Below are 22,280 nucleotides of genomic sequence, written 5' to 3'. Positions count from 1 at the left end.
CCGAGATACATTACTTCCCCCTTAAGACTTAACCTAAGGCAATACCAGTAAATTTAATTCGACATTAATTATAAAATAATCTTTAAAGTCACCTACGTTTTTCATAGAGTTGGAAAAACTCCAATTTAGGTTTTCTATTCTTACTAATTTTATAGATAATTTCACTTTCATGCTTTTTAATAAAATCGACTTGTTTATTCGTAACTTTTTTAACATTGAGTACATAATATTCCCATTTCGGTTTTTCGTAAATTTTTTTCATTCTGTATTCACAAGAAGGAGTAAACCAAGCATCTGGTACCCATCGATTAAAAGTTTTATTCCATACCGCTTGTTTAGTGGTATATTTTCCTTTATTTTTATTATTCAATTGACTTAGTACTAAATATTTCGGTCCATGTACGCCTTTGTTGCGTTGTTCGTCAATATCTTGATTCGCCGTTTTCCAAGTAATATACTTTTTTTCTTCTATATTTGTGTGCTTTGGATAACTTGGTTTTATCTTTCTATCAAATATCTCCACAATAAAGTAGTAAAAAGCCCTTTTTCCATGAGTATTATAAGTATGTAACGCTAAAACATCTATCCATTTATTTGCTGTATTTATTGAATTAACAATATCTCTCGTAATCATTACGGCAGCTGACTCGCCACTTTCTAAGTAACTTATATACTCAGCATCATATTTCACACGTTTGTTCATGTAAATTCTCCTTAATTATCATTTTGTTTTGTACAACAGATTATTTCATTGCAACTACTTTCTTACTGCTTTGAACAGCATAACCGCGGTTTTCCTTTCTTCTTAACCCTCCTAAAAAATAAAAGCCACCCGAAGATAAATACGAATCCTATTGAAAGGAAGATCGTATAAATCTACGGGTGGCTATAAAATTGAATTTTATTTATCAAATAAGTGACTTATTTGAACGCCATCTTTAGCAGAATACTAAAGAAAATTTTCAGTTGTTAATTTTAAAATAACACAATTGTTAATTTAAGGCAATTTGAAGTTATTTTTTTTCAACAAATATTTAAACGGGCTAAGCTAACTCCAACCAAGCGACAGCTTCACGATGTGTGAATTGTGTAGCAACACATATGTGCTGGTCCTACTTTTTTAGCTACCTATTTATTGTCCTCAAAACCGTTCCATGATTAGATCTGTAATTACTGAAACAGCCGCTTTATTCCCTTTAGCAGCTGAAATCATTAAAGAGGATGGTTTGGATCGTTCGGTTTCCCCTGCAATATAGACATTTTTTTGGGTTGTTCGACCAACATGATCTGTTATCACTTTTCCTTCTTCATCCATTTCACAGCCTAACTTCTCAGCGAAATGATTTGGTCGGTAATATGATGGCGCAACGAATCCAGCCGTTCTATTAATGGATGCTCCTGTTTCGAACTCAATACTTTCTAAGTAACCGTCATTTCCTATTAAGTCTTTTATCTTTTCCGCAATAATTTTGATATTGTGTTTTTGTAACTCTGTTTGCCCTTCAATAGATAATTGAACGCCATTCGTTAAGACAATCAAATCCTGCGACCAATTATAAATTAACTTTGTCAAATGCAGGACATGCTCTTCTTTTTCTGCAATCACCACTAACTGCTTTTCTTGTTGCTCCCAGCCATCACAATACGGACAACTAAATAGGCTTTTGCCATAAAATTTGCGTATGCTTGGAATCGAAAATATTTCTTGAATCCCAGTGGCAAGCAATATTTTTTCCGAAACAAATTCCTGATTCGTCGATGTTTTGACAGTAAATTGCTCATTTTCCTTGATAATTTCGGTAACTGTTGCATTAATAAATGATACGGACGGGTAATTCTCCAACTCTTTTCGTGCGATTTCTTTAAACGCTTGTGGCTTTATTCCATCTCGAGTAATAAAACCATTTGACGCTTGTGTCACTCTATTCCGATTCGTTCCATCGTCAAATAAAGCAATGTTTCTCCTAGCCCTTCCTAGAGTTAAACTCGCACTTAACCCAGCAGGACCTCCACCGATCACGATACAATCAAGGACATTCATGTTTTACCTCCGTATTTAAAAAGGATCACTTTATCGTTATTGATAAAATGACCCTTTTTCATATTGAATTATACAATCTAGTGCTCTACGACTTAGTTTCACCGTTAATAGAATAAAATTCAATTAGCTTGTCTAATAAATCATGTAATCCCGTAAAATGAAATCCTAGTTGCTCTGCTTTTTCAGTATTTACTGACCACGAACCATCAAATGCAAAAGGTGAGGCATTTTCACTCGTCACTTCAGATGTCAGAATAGCTCTTTTGTTCACATGGCTTTCAATTTTTTGAATCAGTTCCCTTAAGGAAAGATCCCCTCGACTTCCAGGGTTGATCGCTCCGGTAAAGTTTGATTCTCCCATTTTATATAAAAAATCTGCTGCTTCGTCCGACGAAATAAAACCCAATCGGACATCAAAATTTTTAGCGCCAATCTCCTCTTCGTTCATAACCTTTTCTACATGAAATTTTACCCGTTCCGTAAAGTCATCCTTCCCTACGACAATTGGAAAACGCACCGAAACTGCTTCAAATGACTGGTCGTTAAAGAGTACAGCTTCTGATGCTCGCTTTGCTTCTTGATACCCAATGAAGCCTGGATATTCTTTTCTTCCTTTAAAAGAAAAGGTAAATGTAGTTGGATCAAAAGCTTCTTCCTTGTGGTTTGTTCCGTAATCATACACGGCTTGAGAAGATGTAAGGATATACTTTTTCACTTTCCCTTTTAAGGCTTCAGTTGTTGCCTTTAATTCCTTTGGCGAATAGCATGTTTGATCATACACAACATCCCATTGCCCCTCTTTGAAGGCTGCAAAAACGGTCTTCTCATCTTCTCGGTCTAACTTTAAGCGATTCACCCGATCTCCAAATGAATCCGCCGTAAGCCCCCGTGTCGCAATGTTTACATTTTTCCCATCTGCTAGTAATCTCTCAACTAATTGTTTTCCAAAATACTGAGTCCCACCTAAAACTAGGATATCCTGCATGAATCGATTCCCCTTTTTTCCATTCCAATCTATTTTTACTACTAACGCATCTTTTACACGAATTGAAGGGCTGAAACCGGTATATCGCTTTGAAAGATGCCCTCTTGATTTAAAGAAATATGATCCCCAACAAAATCGATTATTCCGTTATTATCTTCGACGCTACATGATAATTAAAAGTTTCCAAATCCTGTATGCCATATTTTTTGTAGTTCATTTGGATTTGATATGTTTCCTGTCCGTTTATGTGGATAACGGTTACTTTAGAGGACCAATTTTCACCCTCGCCAACAAAAATTAAGTTATCCTCTTTTACACGGCATGCAAACATTTTCTATTATTTTTTTGATTAAAATGCCCCCTCAAAACTCTGAATTAGTGAGTTAAATCACCTTAAAAAATTTTTTCAAAGTTATCTAATGTTTATGTCGTTTGTTGACTTCAATCGTAATGAACTCCGGTAAATAGTTGGGGGTACATCCTTTTGCTACTTTTTGATCTTTGTAAAGACCCGTTTTCTCACCAAGTTTAATACAACGTGCACGATATTTTTCATCATAAACGCCTATCCAACCAGCAGTGAAATTCATCGCCCATTGAACTTCTGGTTCTTCCTGCGTAATCGTAGCTTCTATTGTAGATAGTAAGTCTGCGGTGTTATCGGGCGGAGTTTGTCCTGTCCATCTCAATCGCCCTTGATAATACCAGAAAGCTCGCCTTTGAAGTGCAGAAGGGCTATTTTCCCATGACTCCATCAATGCAATTGTCTTCTTGTCTTTGGTGAGCTGATTTGCCATTAACCAATCCATTAAGTTATTTCGCTCATCAAAAGTATGATTCTGCATATCCTGATTAAGCTTATTGAGCACATCTTGTGATAGAAGTTTTTTATCCATAATTAAAATTGCTAATAATCTAGGCAAATACTCCTTCGTTGACCAAAGTTCCATCGCTAGTTCGTGATTTTTTTTAATGTCCTTTGCGATTTTTCGTAAGTCGCCTAGTTTCGTATTACTATCGATCTGAGCTAGAATGTTTTCTGCTTTTTGTGAGCGTTTTGCTTCTGTACCTTTATTCTCATTCATTTTATTTAACTCCTTCATAATATTGCGACATTTATCGTTTTAAAGAAACGACCCCGCTAGTTATACATATAGACTACACATTCATTGCATATTAAATAAATGGCCACAACAATAAGTATCTATTTCTTCCCTTTTCGTTCTAAAAGTAGAGGTGTTATATTTAGTAAGATCGAAACAATAGTCAAAAACCATAATGCCCTCTCCATACCAGGTACAACATCCTGTAAAGCTGCCCAATCTTTCGCATCTACCCACTTCGATACAAGACTATATTCTGCACAAAGCGTTAATGCTGTGAATGACAATCCCATTGCCATCGCAAACTTGTAATCTTTACCTGTTGTATACATATAAAGATTAATAAAAGTTGTTACAATTGCAATAAGCCCTATGATTAACCACATATTGACGCCTCCAGTAATACTTCCGTTTCTAATATAGACATTAATGGTAAGTATATGGTTCCCAAAGCGTTCTGTGGGAACTTTCAGAAAGAATGTTGTTCAACAATCTAGCCTAATAATGAAAATACGAGAGTGCCTTGTTAAATTGATTTGAATTGGGGATTTTCTTTTTTCAAAGATACATACTAAGGACACCACATGGCAAACTAAATATTATGGAGGTGTCGATAGTGAGTAACAACCGGAAGAGCAATGTAAGTGGTACCGTTAGTGATAAGCAAGCAGTAAGGAAGAATTTATCAAGAGAGTTTGATCATGAATTTGCAAATGAACCTTTAACAGCGGCAGAAAGAGCTAATAATAAGAAAACGAAGAAGCGGCAATAAACTAAAATGAAGTAAGCCCTGAATTATTAAGCCCCTATCTTTAGTATTTTATTCAAAGTCAAAAATAATTAAGAAGCCCTTTAATAAAATGTTTTATTCTAATGTCAAACATTATATAGGGTAAAAAAGAAAGGATAGATGAACAGGAGTTATACCTGCTTACATCTATCCTTTTTGTACAACATATTACCTCAATCACTTGTTTATTTCACAATCGCGCCCGTTTGTGGAATACTTATTAACTACGATTACTTCTCTTTAACTTTTAATAAGAAGAATCCCTCTACTACCAAAACAATAAAAACACTAGCAATAATTGTTTTTGTAACTGGTACACTAGATTAATATCTAATCAATAAAGCTTTTCTATATATATATGTCCCATACTGTACTGAATAAATTTATATTTCTTATACGTAATAATATCACCTGTGTTATATACTTTATCTAAGTTTTGAATAATTTCATTTTCAGTTAATTCATAACCAGCGTCTACTACTAAACTAGCAATATATTTTTTATTACTCTTATAATATTCTCTGTCTACACTAATAATTTCAGTAAAATATGTTTTTGAACCAGGTTTGGTTTCCATTTTTGTATCCATATTATCTTTATACATAAAAATAGGACCATTTGAGTTCGTAATTGAGAATTCATCTTCTAATGGAGTATAGTAGCTTAGTCCTTCTTTAATATTATCAATAAATCTACCACTTACTTTATTCGCAGTCAGCTTAGTTTCAGATGGCGGATTATATATAGTACCTCCACCATTATTATTTGTATTTAGAGTAAGTCCAGAACCACTCTTAGTAGTTCCTTGACTTAAAGTACTATCAACTCGTTTTTTACCATTTGCAGCAACATCATTAATACTTGCACCATTTGGTTTTTCAATTGTTTCATTAACATTATTTAATCCACCAAGTTCCATTCTATATAAAAAAGCAACAACTTGACTTCTTGTTAAATTATTAGTTGATCCAAAGAACGCATTTAAATCACTATCTTTAAATTGAGGATTTTGACCAGAAGTTACATTATTATCTAATAAAAACTCAATTGAACCCTTCAAGTCAGTTCTATTACCTGCTATATAAGTCAATACTTGAGCAACTAAACCTCTTTTGATTGGTTGATTTCTAATCGTATTATCAAAGTATCCATTTAAAGGAACAGCATATTGTGCTAATGCATCATAAGAACTATCAGACCAATGAGCAGAATTAGTTGTTTTATTAAGATTTCCATACGAATCTTTAATATTAAAATAGTTACTAATCATTTTTGCAAATTGTGCTTCAGTAACTGTATCACTTGGTCCAAATCTGCCGTCACCATATCCACTTATAATTCCCTTACTTTGCGCCCATTGAATGGCTTCATAAGCGTAGTGATCCGTTTTTACGTCTTTAAATTGTGCACTTGCGATCATATTTACAGGTGCTTGTATTATCTGATAATCAGCAAATGTAGTTGTTGGTGCTGCTAGTGCAGAAATTAGTAGTGTACTAATTGCAGCGGTTTTCCATTGTAATTTCATATGTTTTATCTCCTGTCTAATGCATTCTATATACATAAATTTACCAATAACGGTAACTTTCGTCTACCTAACGATGTTGAATCCCAAATTCGTGTTTTATAGTAGAGATATAAAAATGTGTTTTTCTTAAACTAACCTTCCCCTTAAATATACATGAAGGAAGTTAATGAAAATAAAAAGCCCATCACTAAATTTGTATTTAGTAATGTGCAATTTTTATTTAATGTGTAACATTTTAAATGAAACTCTATTAAATAAGACATAATGTACATTTACTTGTACTTAATCTTACAGAGTAAGGTGGGGGCTATTTGACCCGAAAACAAAAAACGAATTCCTAAAATCAGAATCCGTTTCTCGTAAATTATCAGAGGGTTTGTGGGATCTAAACACCCTTTCTCCTTACTTTTAATGAATGTTCGATGATTAAATCGAGTAGCTTATGATAAGGAATCCCTGCTCCCTTTGCACTTTTTGGCAACAAACTATTTTTCGTCATTCCAGGCAGGGTATTTACTTCCATTACATAAGGGATATCATCTTTTATCATCATGTCAACTCGGGCGTAAACACTGCATTTCAATGATTTGAAGCAAGTCATTGCAGCGGATGAGACACGGGATTGTATTTCAGGAGGGAGTTGGACCACCTCTTCAATAGTAGCTGCATCATCGTATTTGGACGTATAATCAAAAAATTCACTTTGATGGCGAATCGAAATCACGGGTAACAGCTTACCATCTAAAATGCTAACAGTAATTTCATCACCCGAAATAAACTTTTCGATGATCACTTCATCATCCCATTTGAATACTTCCTCAATAGCTGGCAATAATGTTTCTTTGTCATAAACAAGTTTTACGCCTACACTCGAACCGCCTGAATTTGGTTTTACAACGAGCGGGAACCCCATTTTTTCTACATCGTCCATTTGAAGTTCTTCAAATTTCGTAAGGTGAATCCAATCCGCTGTTTTCACGCCTTCATAACGGATGATTTTTTTGGAAAGATTTTTATCCATGCATAAGCTGCTGGACAGAATACCGCTCCCTGTATATGGAACGCCCATCGTTTCAAGAGCGCCTTGTATCGTGCCATCCTCACCGAATTTGCCATGCAGTGCTAGTAGCGCAATGTCGAGATTTTCCACTTTTTCCACTAAGTCTTCTTTGTTCTCTAAGTGGATTGGTACAATTTCATATTTATTTTTATCTAAATGGGCAATCATTTCTTTCCCTGTCATGATTGAAACTTGTTTCTCGGAAGAAATTCCCCCCATAATGACACCAACTCTCATTTTTTAGCCTCCATAATGTTTTTTTATCGTGTCCCCGATGATTTGAATGCCCTGAATAATCTCACTATCTGTCAGCCTCGAAAATCCTAATCGTAACGTATGGTGTCCACTGTTGTCTGTATGGAACACATTACCTGGTAAGAAAACAACGCCCCTTTGAGAACATTTTTCTAAAAGCTCTCGAGTATCAATATGGTTTTCTAGTTCTATAAATAGATGAAGTCCACCGTCACCAGTGATTCGTTTGAACGGAATAAATTTCTTACAATAATAAACCGTTAATTCATACTTTTTCTTATAGACCGATTTCGCTTTTTTTAAATACTTCTCAAAGTATCCATCATGCAAATATTGGTATAACACAGCTTGATCTAATGTAGACGTATGAATGGTTCGAGCTCGTTTCATACTTTCTAGGTAGTAAATTAGCTCTTTGTCTGCTAATATCCAGCCGATCCGTAAGCCCGGAAAAAGAACTTTAGAAAAGCTGCTAATATAAATCACATGATTGCTTTGTCCGGCGAAGGATGCTAATGATGCAAGATGTGACCCTGAGTAACGTAATTCTTCATTAAATCCATTTTCTATAATTGGAAGCTGATAGGCAGAAAACAAATCCATGAGTTCTTTCCTTTTTTGTGAGGACGTTACGATTCCAGTTGGATTATGATAAGACGGAATGAAGTATGCAAAATCATATTCATTTTTTGATAAGCACGTTTCGAGCTGACGAACATTGATACCGTCATCTTCCATTTCAATTCCATCTATTTCGAAGCCATGTAATCGAAAGAGCTTGAGAGCAGAATCATTCGTTGGATTTTCACAAAGTACACGGCCGCTTTTTTTATTGAAAGCGGATAAAATAATGTCTAGACCTTCCGTAAATCCATTGGTAATTAAAATATCTTTATTGCTAGTGTCTACCCCTTTAATTTCCATGTAGTGAAGCAAGTGGTCAATCAGTGGTTTATAGCCTTTTGCATAGCCATAGTTCAGAACGATGTCTCCTTCAACGGACAGCCGATTTAAAAAAGCTCTTTTAAAATTTTCTACATCAAAAAGTTTTTCATCGGGCGCGATACTTGTAAATGAAATCATTTCCTTGTTCCAGCGCACACGATGTTTCATCAGATCCAGTTCTTCTGCCAGTAGTGTTTGCTCGTTGACTTTTTTCGTCCAATCGAACTGGATGGTTGGGGATTTAAAGGTCTCAACACGACTTACAAAGTTTCCCTTTCCCTTTACCGCATAGATAAGTCCTTCTTGTTCCAAATCCGCATAAGCTGTTAGAACAGTGTTTCGGCTAATGGACAATAAACTACTAAGTTCACGAGTGGATGGAAGCTTTTGGTGCTCAAGTAAATGCCCGTTAGTGATCATTCTTTTTAAATATTCTTTCAATTGAATATAGACAGGACGGCCTTCCGTAATTTGAAAATCGTTAAACACTCCATTCATCCCCTTGGTAACATTTTTACATTTCTGCACGCATTTCAAAAGGTCCACCCAATCTGTATTTTTACGGTCTTGTGGTAGGGTGTGGAAACATTAATGCGTTAAGCTAAATTGTTTTAAGATGACGTCTCACCTAGCCATGATTTCAGATATGTAATAAATTTTTTCGTAGCTGGGGCAAGAGTTTTAAAAGAGGTAGAAGCAATGCCAATTGTACGAAAATTTTCTCCCTCTAACTTAAGCGTTTTAACGTTCGATGGGACACGATGTAACACCATTTCCGGAAGTATACTAATTCCCATCCCATTTTCAACCATTGAAATCATGGCTTGGTCATCTGACAGTTCAAATTTTATATTAGGGGTCACCTTATTTTCTTTTAAAATTCGGATTAGATCATTATCACTCCCCTTTTTCGGCTTGATTAAAGGCTCATCTTGAATGCTTTCAAAACGTATTTCATTCTGGTCGGCAAGCGGATGTTCACATGAGAGAACACAGAGCATTCTATCCTTTTTTAGTGGGATTGCCTCCAGATGTTTCGACGTCGGCAGAGACACAAAACCAAAATCAACTAAACCCGTTGTGATCCAATGTTCGATGTCATCATAATCCCCTTCTAACAGTTTAATTTCAATCGAAGGATGATTTTCATTAAATATTTTCATAATTTCAGGTAGCCAGTGAATGGATACACTTGAAATCGTTCCAATCCGTACAGTACCAATTTCCAGCCCATTGATATTCGCGATTTCTTGTGCCATTTCTTCGTTCCACCTTAGTATTTCACGTATGTATTTTAAGACGCGTTCCCCATTACTGGTCAATTGGATACCAGAGCGTCCCCGATTGAGTATAGAAAAGTTCCATTCTGATTCAAGGCTTGTAATGGCATGACTCACAGCAGATTGACTTAAACCAAGTTTTTCACCTGCTCTCGTAATGCTTCCCAACTCCACGACGGTACTAAATATCTCAAACTTAACAAGAGACAATTCAACCACTCCTTTTGCATGAAACTTTTTCATATTAACATTCAAAAACATTCATTTTTCTTATGCTAACTTTACAATTATACTTAAAATTATTCAACTTGGTATAGAATGGGTGATGAAGTAAATGAATGGGAATAATTTTTCTAGAAATTCGATTGGGTCAGACACTCAATTAAAAGCGAATTTCATGATGCTGATTGTGACGATGTTTTGGGGGTCATCTTATTTGTTTATGAAGATGGGTCTCGATTCTTTTGAAGGGTTTAATTTGGTAGCACTACGTTTTGGCATCGCCTTTATTTTAGCCGGAGCTTTATTTTATAAGCGTTTAATTCAAATGAATTTTAAAACGTTCTTTTACGGTTTTATATTAGGTACCCTCTTATTTTTAGTGATGTCGACTGTAACATTCGGATTAAACTTTACGAGTGTCTCAAATGCAGGGTTTTTATTTAGTCTTTCCGTTGTATTTGTCCCAATGTTATTAGCGCTATTCTTCAAAATAAAGCCAGAGAAAAAAGTTATTTTTGGCGTTGGGATTGCGTTATTAGGGATCGCTCTATTAACATTAAATCACCATTTAACTATAAATTCTGGAGATTACCTGATTATTTTAGGTGCAATCTTCTACGCAACACAAATTATTTTTACAGATAAATTTACAAAAAATGTTGATTCGATTACCCTTGGGATTTTACAATTGGGCGTTGCAGGTGTTTGGGGACTCGTATTTTCGTTTCTTTTCGAAGAGCCCCATCTCCCAAGCACAACCGAAGCATGGGTTTCAATTATGGCATTAAGTGTTTTATGTAGTGCAATTGGGTTTATCGGGCAAGCGGTCGCACAAAAACATACTACGCCAACGCACACAGGCCTTATCTTTTCACTTGAACCCGTTTTTGCAGCGTTATTTGCGTTTTTGTTTATCGGAGAAATTCTTCCAGCAAAAGGATACGTCGGGGCAATTCTTATCATGCTAGGTGTATTAATAGCTCAGTTTAAATTTAAGAAGCCACTTTTGGGGAAAAAGTTCAATCAATCGGTTGAAGGGTCGAAAGTTTTACATTAGGATGAAAAAACGAATTCCAATGGCTGGAATTCGTTTTTTATTTCACTACAGATGTAAGGATATAGCCATTTTGATTGTCCCCTGATATGTCAAAATAATTGGTATCGGGATTCTCTAATTCTTCCACATATTGAATGAAATAATTGACACCATTTACCTGTTGAGCGTATTCTTTTTCTTGTTTTAAAAACTCAAGATATTCTTCTAAAGTAAGGTCCCTCTCCTGCATGATAATACTGTGTGGCAAACCTACGTAACGGTAATGCCAAGGTTCAAATGAAATCCCCGTCACATGCACTTTATTTGCAGGATAGCGTAAAATAAAGCCGAAGTTGGCAGCGTTTTTTGCAAGCCATGCCGCTTCAGGTGCATTCTCCATTGTTCCTTGAGTCGAGCCAATATCTACAGCAAGCCCTGTCTGATGCTCACTGAATCCTGGAGGTTGAGCATAATCGCTGCCATTTTCCTCATATAACTGCAGTTGTAATTGTTCACTACGATAAGCACTGTTGATTCTAAAATGATGGATGCCATCGATTTCAGCTGCGTTAAACATTTGTTGTAAAGGTTCTAAGATATCCTGTTCAAGATAATATTCAGTATCCACGAGTACATTACTTGCAAAAGTGGTTGGAATCACCGTTAAGTTCGTTGGATCCTGTTGAAGTTTTGTTTCCTTATTGATTAATATTAATCTACCAGTATGAATGGAATTGTCATGTATCGAAAGTTCCTTCTCTAAAGTTGGAGATTCCTCAAAAAAGAAGAAATAACTTAATAAGATGATAAGTGCTGCAACCATTATTTTTTTCAAAATGCTCTCCCCTTTTCTAGTCAATACCTAGATTAAGGAAGAGAGTTTAAGAAATACATAGGGGAAATCTTAAGGTTTTCTTAATTTGTATATGGGGAGGGTAACTTTGAGATGAATTGGTTACTCATATTTTCTATGTGTTGATATTCTTTTTTCATAATCAAATGGAAAAAGCACAATGTAATTCTTGAAAAAAAGTAACTCATAATAAATTCATCTTACTGCATTTTGGTCATCCTTTAGGAAGAAGTTGCCTTTTCTATAAAAATAAAACTATAGTAATTAAACCAAAACAATATCGAAATTACATCCCCCGTAGTATCCTGTTGCGATATAGTAATGTGGGTTGATAATTTATTAAAATCACAGTTATATTATTTTCGAATCTTAGTTAAGTGAACAAATTATATCGCCCTCCATTTTTTATATTTTGGCTTAACCAAATACGAAAGTAAATGTTCTATCACTTCTCTCTCATCGTCTTCTTCAATTTCTTTCCAATATATTTTCATAGTACCTTGATTATTTATGAAAAATGTATCTCTATTATCAGCATCTTTTTCTTTTAATAGTTTATTATAATGACTTTTTATTCGCTTTTTTATTGGTTTTCCTTTACCTATATAAACAATTTCTTTTGAAGCGTTTTCATATACATATACACCTTTTTGATTCTGCAAATGAGATTCAATAATATTTATATTGTTTTCAAACTCTTGGCAATTATTTGGTCTAGTTTGTTCAAAATTAAATGAGTTCCATAATGAGGTTGTTAAAGGGTAATAACCCTCTTTCTTTAATAACTCTTCAATTTCCTTTCTCATCATTTTATCTCCCCCTACCTTTTATTACTATGCCACGCCTGATAGTAAAAAGCGCCTCCACTTATTGTAGAAACGCCGCGCGATTACTGAGTTCTAGCTTGTAGGACTTCACCAATTCGAAGTAATATTGCTTCTAGATCGCCATTCGTTTGAAATGTAAAAGGATGGCCAAAATTCGATTTCATTGTGTTCTCCTCAATCTTTTTTGGAAACTTTGTTAATGCCGTGCTTTTCATTGGGTCCGATGCCATTTCTTCAAGCTCCGGTTCCTTTGCAATCAACGTCGGATGAACAACGATTGTAGGCATTACATTATCGATTAGATAGACATATGCCTCTGCATCTCTTTCCTCAAACTCCATATGTTTGAATTCGGCAGCTTTTTTCGTTGTCTTCTTCCAATCGAAATTTGCTTTTTTAAATGTATCTTTAAATTGTTCTAGCGGGACCGTTCGTTCATCTTTAGGAGCTTTTTGAGTTTTAATTTTGTTCTCTTCTTTGCCTGAAATTTGTTGTTTCTCTAGTTTTAGTTCTTCTAGTTGTTTTTCAATTTCGGCGATCTTCTTCTGATGTTCTTCCATCCATTCCTGAAAAATCTGAGGCTCTTGTATTTGTTTAGCGGGCAATTCGTATACAGGGGCTGTAAATTCATAGCTGAAATATACTTCCGTATACCAAACCCCCAGATCAAAAATGAACTGATGGGCTTGTTTTGCTACTTCTAGATCCAAATCGGTAATTTGATGCACTGCAATATTGCCGTTTTTTCGTATGTATTCGAATCTTTTAAACATGTCATCTTGAATAATGTCATGGTTATACAATCGATTAATCTTCTCCCACTGTTTCAGCGGGTACACTTCATTCATATTTTCTTGCTCAAAAATCATGTTTACTAATGTTTCTCCAAACAAACGCGCATTCATCACGGCTGCTTGGGGTTGTTCCCATAAAAGGTCCTCCACACTTAAATGCCAACTCTTTTAGCGTGCTCGAAAAATCCCCAAGAAAATTAAATATACTAGACTTCATTCACTTTCGACTTCCTTTCAATCACTCATCTATAAGTTTACCATTTATTTTTGATTAGATGGTTGCAAGAAAGAAATTGCGTCCCCCATTATGGAAGACGCTAGATTATATTTATTTATCATACGCCAGTAACGCATTCACCCCATGCGCGAGTGCTGAGCCTGCTTTTAATGCCGTTGCAACTAGAATAGCTTCTGCGATTTCTTCCTTGGACGCGTCCGCTTTTTTGGCGTTCTTTGTGTGTAGGTCGATGCAGTACGGGCACCCTGTTGTATGCGCCACTGCCACCGCGATAAGCTCCTTTTCCTTGACGCTTAAGAATCCTGCTTTTAGTGCTTGCTGGTCAAAGGCGATAAATGCTTCGAAGCAATCACCGTTAAGCTTTGAAAATTCGCCTAATCGTTTAAAATATTCCGCTTTATACAATTCGTCGTCAGCGCTTTCATCATACGTATTCAGCGCATTAACACCATGAGCTAAAGCTGAACCCGCTTTTAAAGCCGTCGCCACCATGATAGCCTCTGCGACTTCTTCCTTTGTGGCTTCTGCTTTTTTTACTGCTTTTGTATGAACATCAATGCAATACGGACAGCCTGTTGTGTGTGCGACAGCAACGGCAATTAACTCTTTTAATTTCACTGGTAATTCCCCTGCAGCTAACGCCTTTTTGTCAAATGCAACAAATGCTTTAAATGCATCGGGCGCCAATTCACTAAATTCCCCTAAAAGATCAAAATAAGATTTTTTGTAAAGACTTGCTTGACTCATTTTTTCTCCCCCAATTTTAAAGTAGTTTATTGCTTTATCCATGGGTGTATTTGCATGAGATGTACTTACTTGCTAGTACTTAATTTACCATAAATGGGAAAGAATATAAATTGAAAATTAAGAAATTTGAAGTTTTTTTTACAAGCTTTTTATACTTTATTATCTTCGTTTAATATCTTCAAATCTAGGAATGCCTAATAAAGAAAATAGAATATTCACGTATGTATTATTTATAGCGATTTGTTAGTTTCTCTTTATGGCTTTCCATAATTTCTGTCAAATCAATCTCGTATTTATCAGCTAAAATAAATAAATTATCCAACACATCACCAAGTTCTTCTTTTAAGTTCTCAACTTGTTGTTCTTTCGATAGATTAACTTCATCTGGGCGATCTCGACCAATTTCGATTGTACGGATTGCTTTTGATACTTCCCCAACTTCTTCTGTTAAAAAGTTGACACGTATAAACGCATCTAAATCATACCAGCCGCGCGTTTTATAAAAATCTGTAATCCATTTTTGATATTCTAAAATATTCAATGCAATCGACTCCTTTTTTTTCTATAATAATAGCATAAAGGGGGAAGAAAATTTGAACATTTCAGTGTATTGTGGTGCGAGTTTAGGTAATAACGAATTATATGTAGAGGCAGCAAAATCACTTGGTAAGTGGATTGCGGATAATGGTCATACATTAATATATGGTGGTGGAAAGGCTGGCTTAATGGGTGTTATTGCTGATGAGGTTCTACTACATAATGGGGAAGTTATTGGAATTATTCCAACATTTTTAGTAGATCGCGAGCTAAGTCATCCAAATTTAACGCGTTTAGAAATAGTAAACTCGATGTCTGAACGTAAAAATAAGATGATTGAATTAGGAGATTGTTATATTGCATTACCAGGTGGTCCAGGGACGTTGGAAGAAATTTCAGAAGTTATTTCATGGGCAAGAATCGGCCAACATCAAAATCCATGTATTTTGTTTAATATAGGTGGGTATTATGATAAATTAAAAGACTTTTATGAGGATATGGTAGACAACGGATTTTTAACGGAAGCCGATAAAAAAGCGATGTTATTTACCGACTCATTCATTGAAATTGAAGAGTATATTATGGATTATACACCACTATCAGTAAGAACATATAAATAGATAGTAAACAGCCCATTTAACTATTTTTAATAGAAATGGGCTGCTTTGTCCCCAATGTTCGCATATGCTAACTAGCCAAATCAGACGCATCCCTTATTCGTAAAATGCGCCTAGTTGCTATATACCATTTCAATCTACGCCTAATTTTTCAAAATACCTAAATAGTCTTTCCAAGGACCCACGTCAGCTCGGTATCTCTCAGCCATAACCCTTACAATTTGGGCAATATGTGTGAAATCATGAACAACCCAGGTTGAAAGTAATTCGCTTACTTTCACTGTACCAAATGCCGGGTGCGAACCTTTTAACTTGAGATGAAGATTAGGTTCAATCAGATTGTTTAGTTTATTAATATTTTGCATTCTGATAGTTTTAAACTCCTGCAACTTTTGTTCAATTGATGTTTGAGACTGAACATTTAGATGGGCGTACCGATCAAATGGAGGAAATGGTCGATTGCAACCTTCCTGAAGCATGAACTCTAGCCTTGGTATCCAATTGTTTTTCTCTCCCTCAATGAGATGCTCTATCACTTCAACTGCATTCCAAGTTGCTTCACCTTCATTACAATGGAGCCAACTTTCTGAAAGACCAGATAAAAAATACTCTAGTGTCTGCGGTGTTCGTTCTAGCACTTCGATAGTTTCTTTCATATTAAACTGCATACTGCAACCCCTTCCTATAATGATGCACACCCATTTTTATGATGACGACTCTATGAAAATTCGGACCGTTCATAAGAAAAAGTACAAATCCAGTGTGTGGAAATGTGCTCTGATTTATAGCAATTACCCTGTGTAGCTAATTTTACCTGTCTCCAATAATTCCTTAAGCCCCATAAACATATAATGCCAACCTTGTTCCGTACTATCACGCCATTCAATATGAGCTTTTTCGATATCGGATTCTGTCCAATTTTCTTCATGCATCACATGAATCACTTGTGTGAATGTCATCTCACTAGTTTGCTGAAGTTTTTTTAACTCAACTGTAATTGTATCGGCTAAATCGTTTCCGCTTAATTCTGGCATTTTAAAAGTGAACACAAGTTTTTTGGGGGGATCCATTTCTAAGTACTCCCCAATGGCACGATAATCTTTCCCCCCGCGATGGTCAACAATTTCCCACGTACCGCCTACTTGAGGGGTATTTTGTGCTACCTTATTTGTCCCTTCCAATGTGAACAACCATTTTCTCATCATTTCAGGGTTAATCCATGCATCAAAAACTTTTTCAGGTGCTACATCAAATTCTCTTTTCATCGTTAAAGTTATTGTTGAATAATTTCCCATCAAAAAAAATACCTCCATTATTCTTTAAATGATAAACCCTCTTCTTCTAATGAAGATCTCATAAGCGGTAAGGAAGTTGGTCCAATTCCATGTAGTTTTAAAATTTCTTTTTCCGTGTATTTTGAGAGTTTCTGCAAAGTGTCAATCCCTTCACGAACTAAGGTATTTCTAGCAGGTGAGCTAAGTTTCGATAGGAAGCCATGATCTGGTCTATTTTCTTGATTACATATAGGGCAACTTGTACAATCACTACTTTTATAATACTTGTGCCCTTTTTCACAAACTCTTAAACTTTTGTCAGCTTTCAAAATACCCCTCCTACGAATTTCTAGGTATCATATGGATTGTTTCATTGTACACTTGTCATTAAAGTCACAGTTTCTTTTCAAAATAGGTTAGAGCTAGTCCTTTACCGACTATAACTTCTTTAACTTTTTCAAATCCATTTTTTTCATAAAAATGAACTGCAGGGGTATTTTTCGAACCTGTCGCTACTTTTATAGTACCAGCCTCACAAGAACTTACAATGAAATTTAAAAGCCTCTGTGCTATTCCTTTTCTGAAATGGGTTGGGTGAACAATTAGCCTATAGATATCAACTTCATCGTTCTCTTCCTTTATTGATACCACTCCGCATAGCTCTTCATCTTGGTAATAGCCAAAGAATGTTTCTCCGCATCCTAACAAAGTATCAACTGTATCTTTTAATGGCGGTATATCATATGAACCAATTATTTCTGCCTCTACTTTATAAGATGGGATCTGAATATTTAATACATTTTCTGCGCTTTTTCTATCTCGAATATCAATTTGTTTAATCATGGCAACCCCTCTATTTCATTTTGTTATTAAACTCAATTGTTATGTGAATTCGAATTACTTTAACAATAACATCTGTATCCTTATGAGGGTCACTACAAATACTTTTCCGCGGTGATTTGACGTTCATCGTGCTCATGAAGGTCACTACGAACAATTTCTCACAGAGTTTTGGCGTTCATTTCATTAGGCCACTTTTACTCTAGCGTATGTGGTGTACGGCTAACACTTCTATCGATTCTTGCTACTCCTTCCCATGGACATCCATTTTTTAAAAATCAGTTCCTCTTACCCTATTAGCTCAAGAATACGTTCATTCTCTATCCCTTATTTTACTTCACATGCATGTTTCTCCAATGTCAAATGTTGTATTTTTTAACATACAATGAATGCTAAATTTAGGCTAATGCTGTATATTAAACATAGGAAATAAATCGCTAAAGGTTGGGGGGAGAAATGGTGGAATTTAAGGAAGTTACAGTAGAAACAACTGTTCAGGCACCAGTGGAGAAGGTATGGGAATATTGGACAGAGCCTGCGCATATGACGAAATGGAACCATGCTACAGATGATTGGCACACAACATTTGCTGAAAATGATTTACGCGTAGGTGGAAAATTCGTTTCAAGAATGGAAGCGAAAGATGGCAGTATGGGATTCGATTTTGGTGGAATTTACGATGAAGTGAAATTACATGAGGTTATTTCTTATACAATGGAAGATAGCAGAAAAGTAAAAGTTACGTTTATCGGCCAAGGAAATGAAACCAAAGTAATTGAAACTTTTGACGCTGAAACGACACACCCACCCGAGTTTCAACAACAAGGATGGCAAGCAATATTAGATAATTTTAAACAATACGCTGAACAAACAAATAAATAAACTTGATGTTTAATAAAGATGGCATTTCTGTGGTTATTCAATATCCACAGAAATGCTACATTCTTAATCTATTATCCTTTTAGTCCACTATAATTTAAAAGTACTTTCCTTATTCGAGGAAGGGGCCGTTTGTGAGGAACAAAAATGTTTAAAAGAACTTTAAAAATTTAATTTAAACTATTTTTAGTTCAACTTTACGGATACCTATTGCCTTTTTTGCATCACCAAGAAATCTCCAAACACCTTTATTGATTTGCTGAATTTTCATTTCTGCAAACTCTTTGCGAAATAAAGTTGCATCACAAAAATTTTCCATAGCAAGTAAACTTTGTTCATCTCCTTCCACAAATTGCCCCCATAACGCAAATGTTCCATCTTCTAGTTCAACAACATACCTCTCAAAATAATCCATAAATTACTCATCACCTCATCATGTATTTAAACTACCTCTTTAGTAAAATACAATTCCTCCCACTTTTATCTATACTTTAACAAATTTTTTAACGATTGTTTCATAATTTAGCCCCATTGTTGTACCTGCTCCCATCCTTCATCACTCCATATAAAGCGTAATTGTAGTACCTCCTTTTTTTCAACCCGGTTATGTATTTTCCTTCCATAAATAAAAAAACCGCACCAGTGAAATGCGGTTTTACTAATTTCATATCACAAGATAAAAAAGATAAGCATAGGTAAATTAAATAAGACCAGTTATAAAGTTAATATAAAAAATGATATTAAGAGCAATTCTATTATTTTCTTAATTAACAACTTCTGAATGGCTAAATATTTTCATCAAAATCGCATTAGTAGAAATGAAAAAAAGCTGCCTCTATTGACAGCTTCGCAAATTAATCATAAGCAACCCCACAGGAGCAGCGATTTTTTCCAAATGATAGATGATAGGATGCGGGGAATTCTTGATTGACCCGTTGAACTTGAGCTGCAAATTCCTCACTATCTCCTGGAATTGGGGAAAGTGCATCCGCTTTTTCTTGAGAATCAATATTCGCTCCTGGTGGGACGAATCGGTTCGGTGCAATTCGAACGCCATTTGTGACCACCGCATTCGTCGAGATAAATGATCCTTCCCCAACAATGGCATTATAAACAATCGCATTAAACCCAACAAATACTTTGTCCCCGATATAACATGGACCATGGACAAGGGCACCATGCGCTACAGACACTTCATTTCCAATAAATATCGAATACTTTTTGTTTCCAAGTGAAATTTTTCTATTTAATAATCCATGCAAAATGACACCGTCTTGGAGATTGGTATTCGACCCTATATAAAATGGCGTTCCTTCATCCGCGCGTATACTAACATTTGGGGCTACAAAAACATTGTTACTTATTGTCACATCCCCGATTACACTGGAAAACTGGCTTATAAATGCGGTTTGATGTATTTTTGGAAAGCGTTGAACAGGATTTGATGGTGTAATCGGGTTGGGACTAATAAATGGTTCGAAACAGTGGGAGTTCGTTCCTTTTTCCAAGTAAAAACCTCCTTCACAATCTAATGGCATAACATTATATTATGCAAAAAGAAGAAAGGAGGAATGGACAATTTTAAAAACAGCTACTCCCCTTCTATCGTAACTTCGAAACGCTTCACATAAACAGCGGTCCCCGTGATTTCAACATCATACGTATCCGTGTTTTTCGAAATATGTACCAGTACCCGTCCATCTTTTCCGATTTCATGCCCTTGCTCTACAATAAGATTAAGCTCATTAAAATTATCATTTTGAATGTAGCGAGCAAAAAATGCACCCATAACTCCCGAAGCCGTTCCTGTCACCGGATCTTCTAGTGTCCCTGAGTATGGCGAGGAAAAATGTCTGGCATGCATATCTGCATTCACATCATAAGTTTCTAAGCAAAACGGATGAACCGATGATGTTGGCATTTCTTTCAAAATACCAGGAAATTGTTTAATATCTGGTTCCATTTTATTAAAAGCATGGAGTCCTTGGATTGGAACTAATAATGTCCAAGCTCCTGTGCTTCCGTATACAATTGGTAAATCCTCATGAAGATCCGTTTCTTCTAGGCCGATTGAATTCGCTAAATCTTTTCTTGAACCTTTGAACTCTTCAAATTGTGGAGAAGCGTGTTTCATCGTAATGAGTATTTCATTTTCTGAACCTGTTGTAATTTTTATCGGCAAAATTCCAGCTTTCGTTTCAATGGTGAATTCCCTTTTTTCGCCTAATAACCCTTTTGTCTGTAACCCACAAACTGTCGCCATTGTTGCATGCCCACAAAGGTTTGTTTCGTGGCCCGGCGTAAAATAACGGATTCGAAAGTCAGCTACTTCGGATTGCAGTGCAAATGCGGTTTCATTAAATCCAACTCTGAGAGCGATTTCTTGCATTTCTTTTTCCGTTAAATGGTCTGCATGAAAAACTACCCCTGCAGGATTCCCTTTATTCGGCTCTTTACTAAACGCTTCAATATGATAAACCGGTATAGATTTCACAATTACTTCCCCCAATGGATTATGATCGTCTCACTTATTTTACCAAAAGTGCTTGTTTATGTATGTAAGAATTAACATGAAAAAAATCACCTTTTCTGAACAAACTAGAATTTAAAAAGGTGTTATGTTCATGAAAAAATGTATGCTAATCCTATTTTCCTTGATAATGCTAACGTCATCACATATAACACACGCTGAATCGGACTTTTACCAGCCCCCAAAAGAGTCTAAAGAAGAGCTTGTGATGGACATGTTTTTTTCGCTCTTGCTACCCGATGTTCAAAAAGCAGTTTCCAAATTCTATTCAGATTCTTACATCGAAAGTCCTTTAGTGTATCCATATCAAATCAACATTTTGAAGATGGAAAGAACGAATGGTTATCGGGGATTTATGTTTTCAGTTGTAATTGAGGTGACGCCAGTATTTGGTGCTCACAACCCAGTAGGAAAAGACCAGCTCACTTTTTCGATTACGTCATCTGAAGTTGAACTGACAGATTTTAAGCATCTAGAGGATGTTGAGCTTCCACCACATTTGCAAGATTTGAAAAAAAGATAGGATTGGTATTTAGGAAATGGAAAAATTAATTTTACTCGTTGATGACTCCCTCTTTATGCGAACGTGGTTGAAGAAAACAATCAGTGAACAGATTGATATTCAATTTATTGAAGCTGCCAATGGAAAAGAAGCCATCGAGATGTATACAAAGTTTTCACCGCACGTAGTTTTGATGGATATTACGATGCCAAAACTTAGTGGAATTGAGTCACTCAAAGAAATTATCAAAATCGATTCACAAGCGACCATCATCATGTGCACATCTCTTGGGTCAAAAATGTTAGTTACTGAAGCGATACAATCTGGTGCTAAAGATTTTATAGTCAAGCCGCACTTTCATAATTTGATTCCGATCCTAAGAAAGTTTATTTAAAAC

Annotated in this window: 27 protein-coding genes; 6 read left to right on the top strand and 21 right to left on the bottom strand. The window is 35.6% G+C overall.

What is annotated here, in order from left to right:
* Positions 1-88 precede the first annotated feature (88 nt).
* The 5 genes from CRO00_RS08470 to CRO00_RS08445 form a co-directional block, all read right to left on the bottom strand.
* A complete protein-coding gene (locus CRO00_RS08470) occupies positions 89-703 on the bottom strand; it encodes a hypothetical protein (RefSeq protein WP_097073246.1) in 615 nt (204 codons plus the stop codon).
* Between the two features lie 438 nt (positions 704-1,141).
* Complete coding sequence (locus CRO00_RS08465) at positions 1,142-2,041, bottom strand: NAD(P)/FAD-dependent oxidoreductase (protein WP_097073245.1); 900 nt, start codon at positions 2,039-2,041, stop codon at positions 1,142-1,144.
* 85 nt (positions 2,042-2,126) lie between these two features.
* On the bottom strand, positions 2,127-3,026 hold the full coding sequence (locus CRO00_RS08460; RefSeq protein ID WP_097073244.1) for an NAD-dependent epimerase/dehydratase family protein: 900 nt from the start codon (positions 3,024-3,026) through the stop codon (positions 2,127-2,129).
* 416 nt (positions 3,027-3,442) lie between these two features.
* Positions 3,443-4,111: a DNA alkylation repair protein gene (locus tag CRO00_RS08450; RefSeq protein ID WP_097073242.1), complete on the bottom strand. Its 669-nt coding sequence runs from the start codon at positions 4,109-4,111 to the stop codon at positions 3,443-3,445.
* A 119-nt stretch (positions 4,112-4,230) separates the two neighbouring features.
* On the bottom strand, positions 4,231-4,515 hold the full coding sequence (locus tag CRO00_RS08445) for a hypothetical protein (protein WP_097073241.1): 285 nt from the start codon (positions 4,513-4,515) through the stop codon (positions 4,231-4,233).
* A 230-nt stretch (positions 4,516-4,745) separates the two neighbouring features.
* Between CRO00_RS08445 and sspO the strand changes: the two genes are divergently transcribed.
* Positions 4,746-4,901 (top strand): small acid-soluble spore protein O, encoded by a 156-nt coding sequence (gene sspO / locus CRO00_RS08440; RefSeq protein ID WP_237658360.1) that lies wholly within the window; start codon positions 4,746-4,748, stop codon positions 4,899-4,901.
* Between the two features lie 352 nt (positions 4,902-5,253).
* Here the strand turns inward: sspO and CRO00_RS08435 are convergent, their stop codons facing one another.
* From CRO00_RS08435 to CRO00_RS08420, 4 genes are all read right to left on the bottom strand, one after another.
* On the bottom strand, positions 5,254-6,447 hold the full coding sequence (locus CRO00_RS08435) for an S-layer homology domain-containing protein (protein ID WP_161946643.1): 1,194 nt from the start codon (positions 6,445-6,447) through the stop codon (positions 5,254-5,256).
* Positions 6,448-6,832: 385 nt separating this feature from the next.
* Entirely contained in the window at positions 6,833-7,744 is a 912-nt protein-coding gene (locus CRO00_RS08430; protein ID WP_097073239.1) for a D-alanine--D-alanine ligase, read from the bottom strand.
* 3 nt (positions 7,745-7,747) lie between these two features.
* On the bottom strand, positions 7,748-9,196 hold the full coding sequence (pdxR, locus tag CRO00_RS08425; protein ID WP_097073238.1) for a MocR-like pyridoxine biosynthesis transcription factor PdxR: 1,449 nt from the start codon (positions 9,194-9,196) through the stop codon (positions 7,748-7,750).
* Positions 9,197-9,318: 122 nt separating this feature from the next.
* Positions 9,319-10,197, bottom strand: a complete 879-nt coding sequence (locus tag CRO00_RS08420; protein ID WP_097073273.1) for a LysR family transcriptional regulator — start codon at positions 10,195-10,197, stop codon at positions 9,319-9,321.
* A 124-nt stretch (positions 10,198-10,321) separates the two neighbouring features.
* Between CRO00_RS08420 and CRO00_RS08415 the strand changes: the two genes are divergently transcribed.
* Positions 10,322-11,266: a DMT family transporter gene (locus CRO00_RS08415; protein ID WP_097073237.1), complete on the top strand. Its 945-nt coding sequence runs from the start codon at positions 10,322-10,324 to the stop codon at positions 11,264-11,266.
* 37 nt (positions 11,267-11,303) lie between these two features.
* Here CRO00_RS08415 and CRO00_RS08410 read toward each other — a convergent pair whose 3' ends face one another.
* The 5 genes from CRO00_RS08410 to CRO00_RS08390 all read right to left on the bottom strand — a co-directional run bounded on the left by CRO00_RS08410 (position 11,304) and on the right by CRO00_RS08390 (position 15,245).
* Entirely contained in the window at positions 11,304-12,080 is a 777-nt protein-coding gene (locus tag CRO00_RS08410) for a M15 family metallopeptidase (protein WP_097073236.1), read from the bottom strand.
* A gap of 404 nt (positions 12,081-12,484) precedes the next feature.
* Complete coding sequence (locus tag CRO00_RS08405) at positions 12,485-12,907, bottom strand: GIY-YIG nuclease family protein (RefSeq protein WP_097073235.1); 423 nt, start codon at positions 12,905-12,907, stop codon at positions 12,485-12,487.
* Between the two features lie 80 nt (positions 12,908-12,987).
* Positions 12,988-13,869, bottom strand: coding sequence for a DUF4145 domain-containing protein (locus CRO00_RS08400; protein WP_097073234.1), 882 nt, complete (start codon positions 13,867-13,869; stop codon positions 12,988-12,990).
* A gap of 178 nt (positions 13,870-14,047) precedes the next feature.
* Complete coding sequence (locus tag CRO00_RS08395) at positions 14,048-14,746, bottom strand: carboxymuconolactone decarboxylase family protein (protein WP_237658359.1); 699 nt, start codon at positions 14,744-14,746, stop codon at positions 14,048-14,050.
* 184 nt (positions 14,747-14,930) lie between these two features.
* Positions 14,931-15,245, bottom strand: coding sequence for a MazG nucleotide pyrophosphohydrolase domain-containing protein (locus CRO00_RS08390; protein WP_097073232.1), 315 nt, complete (start codon positions 15,243-15,245; stop codon positions 14,931-14,933).
* 52 nt (positions 15,246-15,297) lie between these two features.
* Here CRO00_RS08390 and CRO00_RS08385 point away from each other — a divergent pair, with 52 nt between their 5' ends.
* A complete protein-coding gene (locus CRO00_RS08385; RefSeq protein ID WP_097073231.1) occupies positions 15,298-15,861 on the top strand; it encodes an LOG family protein in 564 nt (187 codons plus the stop codon).
* Between the two features lie 140 nt (positions 15,862-16,001).
* Here CRO00_RS08385 and CRO00_RS08380 read toward each other — a convergent pair whose 3' ends face one another.
* The 4 genes from CRO00_RS08380 to CRO00_RS08365 form a co-directional block, all read right to left on the bottom strand.
* Positions 16,002-16,526 carry a DinB family protein gene (locus tag CRO00_RS08380; protein WP_097073230.1) on the bottom strand — a complete coding sequence of 175 codons (525 nt, stop codon included), beginning with the start codon at positions 16,524-16,526 and terminating at the stop codon, positions 16,002-16,004.
* Positions 16,527-16,649: 123 nt separating this feature from the next.
* The gene (locus CRO00_RS08375; RefSeq protein WP_097073229.1) at positions 16,650-17,153 is read right to left on the bottom strand and encodes an SRPBCC family protein; all 504 of its coding nucleotides are present in this window, start codon (positions 17,151-17,153) and stop codon (positions 16,650-16,652) included.
* A gap of 17 nt (positions 17,154-17,170) precedes the next feature.
* Positions 17,171-17,461 carry an RNA polymerase alpha subunit C-terminal domain-containing protein gene (locus tag CRO00_RS08370; protein ID WP_097073228.1) on the bottom strand — a complete coding sequence of 97 codons (291 nt, stop codon included), beginning with the start codon at positions 17,459-17,461 and terminating at the stop codon, positions 17,171-17,173.
* A 64-nt stretch (positions 17,462-17,525) separates the two neighbouring features.
* Positions 17,526-17,975 (bottom strand): GNAT family N-acetyltransferase, encoded by a 450-nt coding sequence (locus tag CRO00_RS08365; protein ID WP_097073227.1) that lies wholly within the window; start codon positions 17,973-17,975, stop codon positions 17,526-17,528.
* Between the two features lie 456 nt (positions 17,976-18,431).
* Between CRO00_RS08365 and CRO00_RS08360 the strand changes: the two genes are divergently transcribed.
* A complete protein-coding gene (locus CRO00_RS08360) occupies positions 18,432-18,854 on the top strand; it encodes an SRPBCC family protein (protein ID WP_419865866.1) in 423 nt (140 codons plus the stop codon).
* 172 nt (positions 18,855-19,026) lie between these two features.
* On the opposite strand, the gene CRO00_RS08355 is transcribed toward CRO00_RS08360, so the two are convergent.
* The 3 genes from CRO00_RS08355 to CRO00_RS08345 all read right to left on the bottom strand — a co-directional run bounded on the left by CRO00_RS08355 (position 19,027) and on the right by CRO00_RS08345 (position 21,345).
* Positions 19,027-19,266, bottom strand: a complete 240-nt coding sequence (locus CRO00_RS08355; protein WP_097073225.1) for a hypothetical protein — start codon at positions 19,264-19,266, stop codon at positions 19,027-19,029.
* A gap of 439 nt (positions 19,267-19,705) precedes the next feature.
* Positions 19,706-20,359 (bottom strand): LbetaH domain-containing protein, encoded by a 654-nt coding sequence (locus CRO00_RS08350; RefSeq protein ID WP_237658358.1) that lies wholly within the window; start codon positions 20,357-20,359, stop codon positions 19,706-19,708.
* An 83-nt stretch (positions 20,360-20,442) separates the two neighbouring features.
* Positions 20,443-21,345 (bottom strand): PhzF family phenazine biosynthesis isomerase, encoded by a 903-nt coding sequence (locus CRO00_RS08345; protein WP_097073223.1) that lies wholly within the window; start codon positions 21,343-21,345, stop codon positions 20,443-20,445.
* A 166-nt stretch (positions 21,346-21,511) separates the two neighbouring features.
* Between CRO00_RS08345 and CRO00_RS08340 the strand changes: the two genes are divergently transcribed.
* A complete protein-coding gene (locus tag CRO00_RS08340; protein ID WP_161946642.1) occupies positions 21,512-21,904 on the top strand; it encodes a DUF3888 domain-containing protein in 393 nt (130 codons plus the stop codon).
* A 16-nt stretch (positions 21,905-21,920) separates the two neighbouring features.
* Positions 21,921-22,277, top strand: a complete 357-nt coding sequence (locus CRO00_RS08335; RefSeq protein WP_097073221.1) for a response regulator — start codon at positions 21,921-21,923, stop codon at positions 22,275-22,277.
* Positions 22,278-22,280: the final 3 nt, after the last annotated feature.

It is taken from the genome of Ureibacillus xyleni (genome assembly GCF_900217795.1).
Taxonomy (GTDB): domain Bacteria; phylum Bacillota; class Bacilli; order Bacillales_A; family Planococcaceae; genus Ureibacillus; species Ureibacillus xyleni.
The sequence above is the reverse complement of the archived record's forward strand: the minus strand, read 5'-3'. Positions and strand labels throughout refer to the sequence as shown.